Raw genomic sequence first — 13,426 nt, 5'->3', positions numbered from 1 at the left:
TGCCCGGCCGACATGGGAAAACGGGAAAGCTGGAAACGCCTATCTGACGTGCTCGCCCAGACCGCGCGCGATCAGTTCATCGTTCGACAGCCGCAGCTCGCGCTTCAGCTTTGGGGTGCATAACCGGCGCCTGTCCAACTTCGCGGCATCCGGTTGTAGGGAAGGGGCGAAGATCGTGAAGGATCCGGAGCTGCGCGCCGGCTCGTTATTGTTCCGCTTCCGGTGGTGCGGCCTCACCTCCTGCATGGCCTGCGCCATGGCGAGCGCGGCCCTCAGGCGCTTGCTGTCGACGATCTCGGCCTGGTTCACCTGCCGCATCTTGTCGAAGACCGCGTAGGGGAGGGCGCGGTGGTTGTGCCGCACCTCGACACGACCGTCGGTATATCCGCAGATCTGGACGCGCTTGCCGGCGAGCGATCGGGCCGCAGGCGTCGGGTCGAGAATGAAGATCGCCTTGTTGAAATGGATCGGCAGCGATTTGGTGACCGTTCGCTCCTCGCGCCAGACCATTTCGGCATCGACGGCGTCACGCGGGGCGAGGGGGCGATGCGTATCGAGGGTGACCCGGGGAGGGCGGGCAAACCGCTTATTGTGCCGTGCCGGGTACGTTGGGAGGAAGGCGTTGGCGTGTTTGATTGACGAGGCACCTTCAAGCCGCATCGCCTTGACCAGTCGATCTTGCAACATCCCGTTGGCACGCTCGACGCGGCCCTTCGCCTGCGGCGAGTTAGCGCAGATGATCCCGATATCGAGCCTGTCGAACGCGCGGCCGAGATGGGTCATCCCGTCGCCATCGGCCGTGGCGTTGTTGTTGCGGAAGGCGCTGTGCTTTTTCGAATAGAATGCGACCGGCTTGCCGCGCCGCTTCAGATACGCCGTCATCGCGCGCATGTACGAGAAGGTGCTTTCGGTCTCCGCCATCTCGAGGTGCATCAATTCGCTGGTCGCATCGTCGATGTAGACCCGAAGGGTGCAGCGCGGACCGCGTCCCTCGAACCAGTCATGGTCCGAGCCGTCGACCTGGACGAGTTCGCCACGTCGGTCGCGGCCATGTCGCATTTGATGGAGTTGGGCGCGCTTTGCCCGCTTGGCGGTCCACACACCTGCTTCCATCATCATGGGGCGGAGCGCCATCATGATGATGGAGATGCCGTGCCGCTCGGCAAGATACTCTGCCGCCAGCGTCGGACCGAAATCGGCGTAGCGCTCCCGGACGATGGTGATGACGCGCTCGCGGAAGGCATCGCTGAACCGTCGGTTGCTCGGTCGTCCGCGCTTGCGTGAGATCATACCGGAGGGACCTTCGTCGCGCAGTCGCGCGAGCAGTTTGAACACTTGGCTGCGTTCGAGGCCGAGCACCGCCATGGCATCCATCACGCGCAACTCACCGCGCTGTACCCGCATCAGCGTGTCGAACCGCGATATCTCGCCTGCGCTCATCGTCATCACCGTCATTGTGCGGCTGCCTCCAAAAATGGAGGTGACGATGACACCCGAAGCCTGCCGGCGAGGTTACCGTCTCGCTTCTAAATTGCAGAAGGGACTCATTTCCAAGTTGCATTTACAACAGCTATAGATCCTATGGTATGATAATATTTGTTATGTTAAAATTAAACGGCTTTTTGGCTTAGAATTTCAGTCGTGTTTTGAACGCATATGACGCCGTTGTCGCCGCCGAGATGGTCGTGAAAAAATCGCTCGTTGCGGGATAGCCCTCGCTTAGAAATGTGCGGATACGATCGGGGTGTTTCACAAATACACTCCCTTCGAACGCCGCGCCTCAGTTTTGTAGATGACGGTGCAGTCACAGGTGATCTCTACAGACGTCTCCCGGCGGCAGGGCGTCAACATACGCCGTTATGCGATTATCTGCGATTATCTGCGATTATCTGCGATTATCTGCGATTATCTGCGATTATCTGCGATTATCTGCGATTATCTGCGATTATCTGCGATTATCTGCGATTATCTGCGATTATCTGCGATTATCTGCGATTATCTGCGATTATCTGCGATTATCTGCGATTATCTGCGATTATCTGCGATTATCTGCGATTATCTTCTAAGCGGGCGCAATTCTGCGCCATCTTCGCATATCGTCGCATACGTGGAGATAGCAAGATAGGTGTTGTAGCCATACACGCTCACGCGCGTACGCCTACAACACGATCCTTACTCGCCTGCGGCTCGACGTCATTTTGCTCTGCGAGGCGGACGGACGCTGCCGCGTTTGACAGGGTGCATGGAGTTTTTGGGGGATGGCATCAGGCACCAAAACTGGGCGAGCAACCAGGCCGAGAGGTCCACGTATCGATGTGTGGGTGACGGAGGGCGAACTAGCCGAATTGGCGGACCGCGCCGATCAGGTAGGCATGTCCCGCTCTGCCTATCTTCGAACAGTTGGCCTCAATCATAAGATCAGGTCAGTGTACGACCTTCAGGCCGTCAGGGACATGGGGAAGGTCAATGAGCTGCTGCCGGTTTCGCGGACACGAGGTTAAGCTACCTGCGCTTGCCGCTCGAAGTCCATGGGGCTGAGATAGCCCAGCGTCGAGTGGCGGCGCGTCGGATTGTAGAAGCGCTCGATGTAATCGAACACATCGGCCTTAGCGTGATTGCGCGAGCGGTAGGTTTTGCGCCCGATCCGCTCGGTCTTCAGCGATGAGAAGAAGCTCTCCATGGCGGCATTGTCCCAGACGTTGCCCGACCGGCTCATCGAGCAGGTCACACCATTGTCAGTCATCAGCCGCTGGAACTTCTCACTCGTATATTGGGCGGATTCAACCGGTCGTCGCAACGCCGTAATGTTTGATCTTTGCGAGGCATTGGTCAAGCGCCTCGGCCGGTGTTCTCCAGCCAAGCGTCTTGCGTGGTCGATCATTGAGGGTCGCTGCAACCGCCGCGAGCGTATCGGCGCTATGTGCACTGAGGTCGGTGCCCTTGGGGAAGTACTGGCGCAGTAACCCGTTGGTGTTCTCATTGGTGCCGCGTTGCCAGGGGCTTTGGGGGTCACAGAAATAGACCTGCACGCCTGCATCGATCTTGAGACGGGCGTGCTGCGCCATCTCCGCGCCCTGATCCCAGGTGAGCGAGCGGCGCAACTCCCTGGGCAAGGTGGTGATGGTACGGGTAATGGCATCCCGCACGGCCTCGGCGCCATGCCCAGCCAGCGCCGGTCCGTTTTTGATACGCGGCTTGGCGTCGTGACCATCCATACGGGGCAGATGGAGCAGCATCGTGAAACGCGTCGACCGTTCGACCAGCGTCCCGATCGCCGAGCTGCCGACCCCGAGGATGAGGTCGCCTTCCCAATGGCCCGGCACCGCACGGTCATCGGCTTCGGCGGGCCGTTCGCTGATCATGATCTCCGGCGTCACGAAGCCCTTGCCGCGCTGACCAACCCGCGCCCGTGGCACGCGGAGAGCCCGGCCGCTGCGCAGGCATGCGGTGAGGTCACGGCGCAGGGCGCCGCGGGCTTGCACGAACAGCGCCTGGTAGATGGCTTCGTGGCTGATGCGCATGCTGTCGTCGTCCGGAAAGTCGATGGGCAGACGACCGGCAATCTGCTCCGGGCTCCATGCCGTTGACCAGCGCCGGTTCTGGCGCCGTCCATGTCGCCGCCCTTTCCATGATGCCACCGTCGGGCCGATGACAGACGGGCCACCGGGTCTGGCAACGACGCCGCTCAACCGATCTTCCACCCAGCGCCTCAGCCCTTCATTGGCTGCAAGCTTGGCGACCTTGGGACGGCGTGCCGCCCGCTCGGCATGCCACTGGGCCGTCGTCGCACGATAGTCGAAATTGCCGCTGCGCGTCGCGGCATTGCGCCGGATCTCGCGCGAGATGGTCGAGGCAGCACGGCCGAGCCGGCGGGCTATCTCACAGACGCCATGCCCTTGAACCAGCAACAGCGCGATCTCCTCGCGTTCCGCCAGCGACAGGTATCTGCCCGATAAGGGCTTCGCCGATGGCCTGAACGCTGCCGGTGGCATCCCGCCTGCCTCCCGAAACCAGCGGCTGCCAACCGGTTGTGACGCTCCTGCCTTCACCGCTGCCGCCTCGCTGCTCATCCCGGCAGCTACATACCGCCAGAACAGTTCACGCTCTTCCCGATTGGCGACTGGCGGCCGTCCCGGAGACCGCAACTGTGACCGTGTGCACCGGTCCGAACGCCGCTTCTTTATATCCATCGTCCGCCTCCATTTTCGAAGCGTTGCGACGACCGGTTGAATCCGCCTTGGCTGCCCTGGTCTGAATGGTGCAGCAGGGCATCCGGCTTTCCGCGCCGCCAGATCGCCATCATCAGTGCGTCGGTGACGAGCTGCGCGGTCATGCTGTCGTTCATCGACCATCCGACCACACGCCTGGAGAACAGGTCGATGACGACAGCGACGTAGAGCCATCCTTCGGCGGTCCAGATGTAGGTGAAGTCGGCGATCCACCTCTGGTTCGGCGCCTCGGCCGTGAACTGGCGGTCGAGGATGTTGTCGGCGATGACGGACCGCAGACCATCGTCTTTGGGCAAGCCACGACGTCGCGGACGCGCCCTCAGGCCCTGCACACGCATCAGCCGTTCGATGCGATGCAGGCCACATGAGAGGCCTTCGGCCAGAAGGTCGTGCCAGACGCGGCGTGCACCGTACGTGCGATAGCTGGAGATGAAGCTGGCGCGGATCCAGGCGCCGAACTCCTCGTCGCTGCGGGCGCGCGCACTGGGTGCCCGAACCAGCCAGGCGTGAAAGCCGCTGCGCGAAACTCCGAGCGCTTCGCAGATCCACGATACCGGCCAGATCCCTCGGTGCTTCGCTACGAACTCGAACCTCATATCGAGTCCCTGGCGAAGTAGGCCGCCGCTTTTTTTAGGATGTCGCGCTCCGCCTTCATCCGGGCCAACTCCCGGCGCAGCCGCTCAATCTCCTGCTGCTCGGGCTTCATCACCCCGTGACCGGGAAACGCCGATCCCGGGTCCGCTGCCTGCTCACGCACCCACTTGCGCAGCACGTTCTCGTGCAGGTCCAGATCGCGGGCGGCTTGCGATACCGACACCCCGCGCTCCCGAACCAGCTTCACCGCCTCCAGCTTGAACTCACGACTGAACTTCCGTCGTTGCATGCACACCCTCCGGTCTCAAAAACACCTTATCTCGGTGTCCACGAAACCGGCAGCAGCTCAGACAGGCGCACAGCGTGGGAGTTCCTCGAACACCTGCTGAAGGCCGTGCCTTATCGCATCCACACGATCCTAACCGACAATGGCATTCAGTTCGCCGAGCAGCCGCGCAACCGCAACACCGCCTGGTCCCGCCAAATGCGCTTCGACATGATCTGCGAGGCCAACGACATCGAGCACCGGCTCACCAAACCGAACCATCCTTGGACCAACGGACAGGTCGAGAGGATGAACCGCACCATCAAGGAAGCGACCGTCAAACGCTTCCACTACGAGAGCCTCGACCAGCTCCGAACACACCTCGCCGACTTCATGGCCGCCTACAACTTCGCCCGCCGGCTCAAGACGCTCAACGGGCTTACGCCTTACGAATACATCGCCAAGATCTGGACGTCAGAGCCAGACCGGTTCATCGTCGACCCGATCCACCAGATGCCGGGACTGAACACCTAATTTGCTCTGTGCACGCGGAGCGAACAGGAGCGGCGGTGTGTAGCGCCGGAAGTCGAAGATACGCTGCGCGAGGTGATCGCGCCCAAGCCTGACCTGGCCAAAGCCTATTCGGTCACCTTCGGCAACGCTACGCTGGAAGGTCGTGCTCCATGGGGTGGTGTAGCTGAGGAGTGGTCATCGAAGATTTTCGGATCGGTTCGGGTTGCGACATCTAACCAACGGAGACCCTGATGACCGACGATACGATGAGCGTTTAAGCGCTTTTGCGAAAGAGCGCGGACGCAGATTTCCTGCGCAAGATGATAGGCTTTGCCGCACAGCGTTGGATGGAGCTAGAGGTCGGCGGGCAAACTGGCGCTGGCTGATAGGCCGCTGGGTGGAGGCAAAGGCGGGAAGCGATGCCTGCTCACGGAAAGGCTATTTCGGCTTCATCAAAGGCGGTGTCGCAGACTTTGGCGACGGTGCAAGCTTTCGCTGGACGATATAGGGCCGCCGGGTCAGCTTGATTGGTGCGAGCGGCAGTTGGTCGCTTGATGTTACAGACGCTGACACCACCACCATGTCCGCGCTCTTCACCGATGGCGAGACACAGGACTTCCGGCGTTGCGCGCCCAGCGAGATCCAGGCAGCCGTCCAGCCCGATCCCGCGCCAGACACGATGCCGTCCGTCGAAACGCCGAGCGGCGACACGCCCATGCCCGGCGGGGTTTGACGGTCGAGCAAACGATCGACGCTTTCGAGCCCCTATTGGCGCGGTATCAGGGCTTACATGGCGGGGGCATGGCCTCCGGTCTTGCCGGTGGAATTCCTGCATCCGACGCCAAGGCTTCCCATTCCTCCACCGCCAGCCCCGCATGGCGGTCCCCCGTCCCGGACGCGTCCATCACCGCGCGCAGGCAGCGGGTGGTGACGGGGGCGAAGCGCACCTCCTGGAATCGCTCCACCCCGGTCGGATAGGTCCCCGCGATCCGCCGCCAGCCCCCCTGCCCCCAATATTCCAGATGCCAGGCGGCGGGCGGGGCGACGCCTTCGTCCGAACCTGCGGGATGGTCGGCGAAGAAGCGGATGCGCGCGCCGTTCAGCGTCACCGGCCGGGGCCAGCGATATTCGATCCAGGCGCTCGCCGGATTCTGCTTCGTCCAGTTGCCCCACATATCGGGCGGCAGCGGGTTCGTGCGCACCACCCCGTCGTTCAGCGCGGCGATCCAGTATTGCACCGGGCCGGGCGCGTTGGAGGCGGTGGCCCAGGCGCTTAGGCCCCGGTTGCGCGTCGGCGGGGGCGGCGGGGCGGGCGCCCTGCTCGGCTTTACGGGGCGGATCGCGGGGGGCGAGACGCTGTCGTCCCACGCCATCGGATCGAGCGCGACCGAGCGGCGGAAATGCCCCCCGCCCTTCGCATCCGCGGTGTGATAGGCCAGATACCAGCGTCCCTTGAACGGGACGGCCCCCGCATGCGAGGTGGTCGACGACACCGGGGGCAGCACCACCCCGCGATAGGTCCAGGGCCCCATCGGGCTCGGCGCCGAGGCATAGGCCTGGCACGCATGATAGAGCGTCGGCGTACAGGCGCTGCCCGGCCCGGTCGTGTTGGCGGCGTAGAGCAGATAATAGGTGCCGCGCCGCTTCATGATCCAGGGCGCCTCGAAGAAGCCGGTCGCGCCGGTCACGACCTGCTCGGGGCCCTTGGGGGTGACCATGTCCGCCGCCAGCTCCATCGCGCGCAGCCGCCCGAACGTGCCCCAATAGATATAGACGCGGCCGTCATCGTCGATCAGCACGGTCGGGTCGATATTCTGGATATCGTTGGCCACCGGCACCGTTTGCGAGATGATCGGGCCCGAGGGGTGCGCGTCGCGCCATGGCCCGGTCGGGCGGTCGGCCACCGCCACGCCGATCGCGAACCGGTCCTTCGCCCCGCCGTCCCGCTGGAGCACCGGCGCATAGAGATAGAAGCGCCCGTCCCGCCCCTTCACGATCTGCCCGGCATAGGCGCGGCCCCGCTCGGCCCAGGCGAAGACGCGCTCGGGCCGGGCAATGGCGGGATAGTGCCGCCACACGCCGCTGGCGGGGTCTTTCGTGGAGAGAAGCTGCCACTCGTTCATGATGAAGTCGTTGACGCCGCTGGGCGCCTCGTCGCGCCCCGCCAGGATCCACAGCGTGTCGCCATCGACCAGCGGCGCGGGGTCGGTGGAATAGTAACGCCCATCGGCCAGGATCGGATTCCCCCGGCTGTGGATGGTCTCGGAAGCGAGCTGGGCGGCGAGGAGGATCAGCGGGATCATGGCGGGCATAGTGACCGAGCCCGTCGCGTCTGTCGATATAGTATACGGTTTATCCGCCCCGAGAGGGGGAGAAACGGCTATCGATCCAGCAACGCCGCACCCGGACACCCCGCCGCCCCCGCGCCCGCGCCCGGCCGATAGACCAGCCGCACCCGGCTCGGCCCGGTGGGGATGCAGGCGGCCAGGTGATAGTCGCGCGCCAGCACCTCGCGCAGCACCGCGCGGGTCGCCGGGTTGCCGAAGGCGAAGCGCGGATAATCGTCGACGATCGCGCCGGGCCGCGCGGCCAGGATGCGGCGGACCTCGGCGACGGGATCGACGCCGATCGCGGCCGCGCTCGCCTCGTCCCGGGTGGCGAGATGCCCCGGAAAGACCCATTTCGACGGCAGGCAGCTATGCGTCAGCAGGTAAAGCGCGGGATAGCCGTCATAGACATAGAGACAGCCGCGCGCCGGGGTCGCGGCATTGGCGACGGCCCGCGCCTCGGCCGCGCCGCCCTTGGTCCGCTCGCTGAGGTGCAGCACGATCTGCCCCGCCGCGCCGATCGCGAGCAGGAAGGCCGCGATCCCGGCGCGGCGCCAGCGGGCCAGCGCGGGCGCGGCGACCAGCACGCCGGGCAGGACGATGGGCAGCGCATAATGCGGGCTGCCGAACCGGCCATAGAGCAGGACCGCCGCGCCCGCGACCGCCAGCCAGACGAGCAGCAGGCGAAAGCCCTCGCGCCGCTCCGCCGGGACATGGCGCCAGGGCCGGCCGAAACCGATCGCCAGCGCCAGCGGCGACAGGATGCCGACACAGGCGGCCAGCCCCTCCAGCTCGTCGGCCAGCGGCCGCGCCGCCTGTCCGCCGAGCGAGACGATATTGGCGAAGAGCCAGGCCTGCCCCTGCCCCATCGCGGCATAGCCGCCCAAGGCGACCAGCGTCGGCAGCAGCGCCAGCGCGACCCAGACCAAGGCCATCCCCGCCAGCCGCCCCAGCGGCACCGCCCCGCGCCAGCCCCGCCAGAGCAGGATGCAGCCGAACGCAAACCCCTCGGGCAGCACCGAATATTTGATCTGGAGCGCCAGCCCCACCGCCGCCATCGCCACCGCGCCGCAGGGAAACAGCCGCCCCCGCCCCTCGACCGCGCGCAGCACCGCGCTCGCGGCGACCAGCATCGGCGCATTGTAGAAGACGGGCGACTGCCCCCCTTCCCCCTCCATCAGGTTCAGCCAGAGGATATAGAGGATCGCCGCCACGACCGCCGCCCCCGGCCCCGCAAAGCCCCGCGACACGCGCTGGATACCGAAGGCGGTGGCGATGACGAAGCCGGTCGCGACCAGCTTATAGGCAAGGAACCCGTCCCCCCCGAGCCACCGCGCCCCCGCATAGAGGAGGAACAGCCCGATCGGCTTGCGGTCGAAGATATCGACATAGGGCATCGCGCCATGGAGCATCCGGTCGCCGACCAGCAGATAATATTGCTCGTCGAACCCGATCACCGGATTCCCGAACGTCCGCGCCCGCACCACCAGCGCGACCAGCGTCAGCAGCAGCAGGACCAAAGCCTGCCCCCGCCACCCGCTTTGCCCCTGTCCCTTGCTCATGAGACGCGCGGGTGGGTCGCTTTGCGGGCAAAGGCAAGGATAAAGAGGGCCATGTCGAACGGCCCCGCCCCCGTTTGACGAAGGGAACGGCATCGATCAGCATCGCGCCATGTCATCCCTCCTCTCGCGATTGAGTCGCGCAGCGATGCGCAAGCCACGGTGGCGAACACCATGGAATATCGCCGCAATGGGACTGGCCTGGCTGTTGAGCCGGTTGGCAGGCTTGAGCCGATGGCCTCTCAACCGCCATGACTGTCTGGTCGCCGCTGCCTTTCTGAGCGCGGGCCTGGCGGTGGATATAGGGGGTTTGCGGTCCGAGAGGCGGTGAGCGTCAGCCTGCGATGTATCGTTCCAACATCGGAGGTCGATGCAGACACTCCGAGAAGCGGAAAGGTCGGGTGGATAGAGGGGCTATGTCGGCAGCGTCGGCGTGCAGCGGGTTCATCAAGATTATGTCGGCTTCCGGCAGGACGGCGGACTGGACGGCAATGGCGAGCGACCGCCGCTGCTTTGCCCAGGCGTCGACGAAAGCGACCTTTGCCTCGCTGCTCAATGCGTGGGGAACCCGCTCGACATCACAATCGATGGTCGTCCAACCCAAAACGAAATCGTCGTCGGAGAATGCCGGGGTGGCCTGGACATAGCGCAGTGCCACCAAGACCGCTAATCCCGGCTCACTTGCGAAGTTGACCAATGGGACGCCGGGCGATGAATAGCGCCCACCCGATTTCGCCGCACCCGCCCCATCGAGGGCGACATATTGTGGTCGCGTAAGCCGCCATAGTTTCATTCCACCGCGTTTATCAGGCACGGAGCGGTTGCCTCAATACACCAGCCTTGCCGATCGGAAACGACGAGCGAGACGCTGTGGGCGCTTCCGGAATTGATCGGGAAAGGAGAATGCATGCGGCTTCTCCAAACCCGCGGCGGATAGGGAAATGAGAACTATCGACGCACCGTGATCGTCTGCGATATATGGAACATCCGGTATCGAGACGGGGGTTGCACGGTGAGCAAGGGGTACGATCTACTCGGGCTTTATCATGATGCCGACGATCCCCGCGTAATTGTTCCAAAGCGCGTCAAGGCGCTTGGCTGGACGATCAATGTCGGCCATCAAAGGGGCCGACTGGCTCTTGCCGGTGTCGGCGTGGCGATCCTGATAGCTGCCGCCTTGCAGTATGGATGAAAGCACCTGCCGGGCAGGATTTAATTCCTATCGGGATCGAATTTCAGGAATGACCGAGTTGGGTGGGAAGTGGACCGGCAGCTTGTTGCCAAAGCCATATGAACGCTTCCCTTAGATTCATGGAACCTTCCGCTCCCAATCTTTCCGCTGCCCCTCCTGTGCGGCTAGTGGTGGAACGCCGGATGCTTGACGCACGGAGTCCGAGAGCAGGTCTCGCCGATATGGCTCCTGCGTCCACTTCTGTCCTGGCGGGCGCAGAAACTGAGTACCGTAAATCTGTGGCTGGCCGATGCGTTGAAGATAGCGGTCAAGCGTCGCGGCAGCGATCCAAGTGGCTTCTCGTTTTCCTCGCGCGACTGCGACGACAGCCAAGGCATGAGCCTTTAGACAGTCCTCGGCTTCATCACCGTGTTGAAAGACATAGGCAGCGTGGTAGAAATCATCGGCGCTGCTCAGTTTGCCAGCGTCGAGCAACGCCTGCGTCTGCGCACGTCGCGCTTTATCGGCTGGCAAAAGCACCTTCCAATCAATTGCCGCAGGATGATCCCGTGCCGCCTGGTCAGCGGCGAAGATGGCCGTCATCTCCTGATTGTTCGTGAGGGCGACCTTTTGTCCTGCACCAATGTGCTGAGCCGCCAATGGTGGCGAACTGATCAGTAACAGTGCCGCGATGAAAAAGCGCATTGTGATCCGCCAGCTTGTTCTTGCTTTCGCACTGATGACGGAATGGTCGCATTTGTGGAAGAATAATCTGACCGCGAACGGCAACGATTGGGCGTTAGCGTACACCTGTTATCCAGATGGCGATGTCAGCTTTCAATAAAGGCCGGAACCGAAACGGCTCACCCTGGAGGTATAACGGCGTTGAAAGCTTAGACGGCGATCTCCTCGCGTTGGCATTTGCCAAGATAAACGGCATAACTCCTTTCCATGCTCGTATCGGGCGTGATCGAGGTGAAGACGATGGCATGGTTTCGAGCGGCTTCGATTATCACGGCGACTGTTCCTGCGCTCCTAGGAGGCATACAAGCGGGTGGGACTTCAAGCGCGTCAGCGGCTCCGCCTCAGATGATCGGCAGTCCGATCAGCTTCGAGGACTACCCACAACGAGCTTTGCAAAACAAAGAAGAGGGCTATGTGTCGGTCGAGGTTAGCGTCTCGGCGGATGGTGCCCCCTTGTCCTGCGAGGTTACCGAAAGTGCCGGGCACTCGGCGCTTGACGAGGTGACTTGCAGACGGCTGATGAAGGCGCGTTTCGAACCGGCGCGCGGCCCGGATGGCGTCGCAATTTCCGGCATTTTCCATACCGCTGTGGGCTGGAGCATGCCATCCCCAGGCGTGGTGCCGGACAACCGCGTGTTTGTACCGCTCGCGGCTTTGCCGAAGGGCTACGTGCAGGCGACCTCGACCTTTTTGTCGTTCGATGCCACTGGCTCTCTGGCCACCTGTGAGATTAGGGCGTCCAGCGGGAGTAAAGCATTTGACGAGATAGCCTGCGATCTTTTGCGCAAGCAGATGAAGATAACTCCACCTCACGCCCTCAAGAATGCGCCAGCAGCAGGATACCGCTACATCCCCGTCGCGGCTCTCCCGACCTCAAAGCGGTGAGCGCGAAGTTTAGAGGCGCGACGAATGCCCGCAGTTGGCCGCTTCCAGCCATTCTCGTTTGGGGATGGCCGCGCGGGAGGGCGTTGCTCGATGGGCCTGAGCACGCCTGCCTCCGCCGCTGGCGTCTCGCAATCCGGTCCCAATGGCTCTTTCCCGAAATGATGCCGGATCGACGGGCAACGGGGCGCCGCTGCCATCGCCCCCCAATCGCAACGATGACGCGCAAATTCAGTCCACGACCGCGATCAGCGCCATCAGCGCGAAGCCGAACCAGGGCATGACCCAGCGCGCCCTGCCGGATGTCGGGGCGCGGGCGCGATGGCGTTGCAGGCCGAAATGCAGGAAGGTGCCCGCGCCCAGCGCCAGGATCGTCGGCTTGGCCAGGGGCCAGGCCTGTTCCTGCCGTATCGCCACCGCCCCCAGCGCGACGCCCAGCGGCAGAGCGGCGATGAACATGTTCTGCATCGTCAGGGCCCTGCGGCGGGAGAGCGGGCTTTCGGTGAGCACCTGCGCCAGCGAGAACGACGACGCCCCCTTGTGCGCGATCAGCGCGAGGAACAGCGCCAGGACCGCGGCTTCGCGCGACGTGGCGCCCAGGGCCGCCCCGGCCAGGAAGCTGTGCGCCGCCAGCGCGATGGCGGCCGCAAGCGCGGGGACGGCGGAGCGGCCGCTGCCCAAGGCCAGATGCTCGAGCAGGGCAAGGCCCAGGATCGTCGCGCCGCAGATGACGAAGGGCCAGGGATAGCCGGTGCCATAAGCGGCATAGCCCTGCGCCGCGTCCGGCAGCATGTGGATCAGGCCCGCGCCCAGGAAGATACCGGCGGCCAGCGCGTCGCCCGTCGCGGCGATCGGCGACCCGTGCAACGGGCGGCTCGTGCGGAACCAGGGTATCGCCGCGACCACCGCCACGACGACCAATGTCCCGGTCAGCAGGATCAGGAGAAGCTCCCGGTTCACGCTGTCACGCCTCCCATCGCCCGTGCCCATCATGGATCGATGGCGATGTGATGGTGTATCATTGGGGTTCGGTCAACACGGCTCGCGTCCGACCGCCGCCCCCTCATAACGAATACGTCACGACAGGGTATCGTTTTTGCCGTCAGTCATGCTATCGGCCGGAAATATGGGCGGGCTTTCGG

The 13,426-nt window shown here is 63.8% G+C and carries 11 protein-coding genes and 3 pseudogenes; 4 read left to right on the top strand and 10 right to left on the bottom strand.

Annotated features, from left to right (window positions below; genetic code table 11):
• Positions 1–39: 39 nt before the first annotated feature.
• Entirely contained in the window at positions 40–1,455 is a 1,416-nt protein-coding gene (locus QE360_RS18960; protein ID WP_309704406.1) for an ISNCY family transposase, read from the bottom strand.
• Positions 1,456–2,258: 803 nt separating this feature from the next.
• Here QE360_RS18960 and QE360_RS19175 point away from each other — a divergent pair.
• Positions 2,259–2,501 (top strand): plasmid mobilization protein, encoded by a 243-nt coding sequence (locus QE360_RS19175; protein ID WP_405052696.1) that lies wholly within the window; start codon positions 2,259–2,261, stop codon positions 2,499–2,501.
• Here QE360_RS19175 and QE360_RS18955 read toward each other — a convergent pair.
• From QE360_RS18955 to QE360_RS18945, 3 genes and pseudogenes are all read right to left on the bottom strand, one after another.
• Positions 2,498–2,782: pseudogene (locus tag QE360_RS18955) on the bottom strand (IS3 family transposase); the annotation flags it as partial. The gene QE360_RS19175 and the pseudogene QE360_RS18955 overlap by 4 nt on opposite strands.
• A complete protein-coding gene (locus QE360_RS18950; protein ID WP_309698497.1) occupies positions 2,781–4,190 on the bottom strand; it encodes an IS30 family transposase in 1,410 nt (469 codons plus the stop codon). The gene QE360_RS18950 and the pseudogene QE360_RS18955, both read right to left, overlap by 2 nt.
• Positions 4,191–4,237: 47 nt before the next feature.
• Positions 4,238–5,112 (bottom strand): annotated as a pseudogene (locus QE360_RS18945) (IS3 family transposase); the annotation flags it as partial.
• A gap of 72 nt (positions 5,113–5,184) precedes the next feature.
• On the opposite strand from QE360_RS18945, the pseudogene QE360_RS18940 reads away from it, so the two are divergent.
• Positions 5,185–5,622, top strand: a pseudogene (locus QE360_RS18940) (integrase core domain-containing protein); the annotation flags it as partial.
• A gap of 417 nt (positions 5,623–6,039) precedes the next feature.
• On the opposite strand, the gene QE360_RS18935 reads toward QE360_RS18940, so the two are convergent.
• The 4 genes from QE360_RS18935 to QE360_RS18920 all read right to left on the bottom strand — a co-directional run bounded on the left by QE360_RS18935 (position 6,040) and on the right by QE360_RS18920 (position 10,280).
• Entirely contained in the window at positions 6,040–6,345 is a 306-nt protein-coding gene (locus tag QE360_RS18935; protein WP_309704404.1) for a hypothetical protein, read from the bottom strand.
• Positions 6,346–6,380: 35 nt separating this feature from the next.
• Complete coding sequence (locus QE360_RS18930) at positions 6,381–7,913, bottom strand: family 43 glycosylhydrolase (protein WP_309704402.1); 1,533 nt, start codon at positions 7,911–7,913, stop codon at positions 6,381–6,383.
• A 68-nt stretch (positions 7,914–7,981) separates the two neighbouring features.
• Positions 7,982–9,490, bottom strand: coding sequence for a hypothetical protein (locus QE360_RS18925; protein WP_309704400.1), 1,509 nt, complete (start codon positions 9,488–9,490; stop codon positions 7,982–7,984).
• Positions 9,491–9,821: 331 nt separating this feature from the next.
• A complete protein-coding gene (locus tag QE360_RS18920; RefSeq protein ID WP_309704438.1) occupies positions 9,822–10,280 on the bottom strand; it encodes an RES family NAD+ phosphorylase in 459 nt (152 codons plus the stop codon).
• A 219-nt stretch (positions 10,281–10,499) separates the two neighbouring features.
• Between QE360_RS18920 and QE360_RS18915 the strand changes: the two genes are divergently transcribed.
• Positions 10,500–10,679, top strand: a complete 180-nt coding sequence (locus QE360_RS18915) for a DUF5808 domain-containing protein (RefSeq protein WP_309704398.1) — start codon at positions 10,500–10,502, stop codon at positions 10,677–10,679.
• A 117-nt stretch (positions 10,680–10,796) separates the two neighbouring features.
• On the opposite strand, the gene QE360_RS18910 is transcribed toward QE360_RS18915, so the two are convergent.
• Positions 10,797–11,468 (bottom strand): hypothetical protein, encoded by a 672-nt coding sequence (locus QE360_RS18910; protein ID WP_309704396.1) that lies wholly within the window; start codon positions 11,466–11,468, stop codon positions 10,797–10,799.
• Between the two features lie 279 nt (positions 11,469–11,747).
• On the opposite strand from QE360_RS18910, the gene QE360_RS18905 reads away from it, so the two are divergent.
• Complete coding sequence (locus QE360_RS18905; RefSeq protein ID WP_309704394.1) at positions 11,748–12,287, top strand: TonB family protein; 540 nt, start codon at positions 11,748–11,750, stop codon at positions 12,285–12,287.
• Positions 12,288–12,515: 228 nt separating this feature from the next.
• On the opposite strand, the gene QE360_RS18900 is transcribed toward QE360_RS18905, so the two are convergent.
• Positions 12,516–13,244: a ZIP family metal transporter gene (locus tag QE360_RS18900; protein WP_309704392.1), complete on the bottom strand. Its 729-nt coding sequence runs from the start codon at positions 13,242–13,244 to the stop codon at positions 12,516–12,518.
• Positions 13,245–13,426 lie beyond the last annotated feature (182 nt).

It is taken from the genome of Sphingomonas sp. SORGH_AS_0789 (assembly GCF_031453055.1).
Taxonomy (GTDB): domain Bacteria; phylum Pseudomonadota; class Alphaproteobacteria; order Sphingomonadales; family Sphingomonadaceae; genus Sphingomonas.
This window is presented reverse-complemented; position numbering and strand designations above follow the sequence as displayed.

Bases quoted from the DNA above. Each gene is read 5' to 3' on its own strand.
- QE360_RS18960 (WP_309704406.1), bottom strand. From the start codon at position 1,455: ATGACGGTGATGACGATGAGCGCAGGCGAGATATCGCGGTTCGACACG.
- QE360_RS19175 (WP_405052696.1), top strand. From the start codon at position 2,259: ATGGCATCAGGCACCAAAACTGGGCGAGCAACCAGGCCGAGAGGTCCA.
- QE360_RS18950 (WP_309698497.1), bottom strand. From the start codon at position 4,190: ATGGATATAAAGAAGCGGCGTTCGGACCGGTGCACACGGTCACAGTTG.
- QE360_RS18930 (WP_309704402.1), bottom strand. From the start codon at position 7,913: ATGCCCGCCATGATCCCGCTGATCCTCCTCGCCGCCCAGCTCGCTTCC.
- QE360_RS18925 (WP_309704400.1), bottom strand. From the start codon at position 9,490: ATGAGCAAGGGACAGGGGCAAAGCGGGTGGCGGGGGCAGGCTTTGGTC.
- QE360_RS18920 (WP_309704438.1), bottom strand. From the start codon at position 10,280: ATGAAACTATGGCGGCTTACGCGACCACAATATGTCGCCCTCGATGGG.
- QE360_RS18905 (WP_309704394.1), top strand. From the start codon at position 11,748: ATGATCGGCAGTCCGATCAGCTTCGAGGACTACCCACAACGAGCTTTG.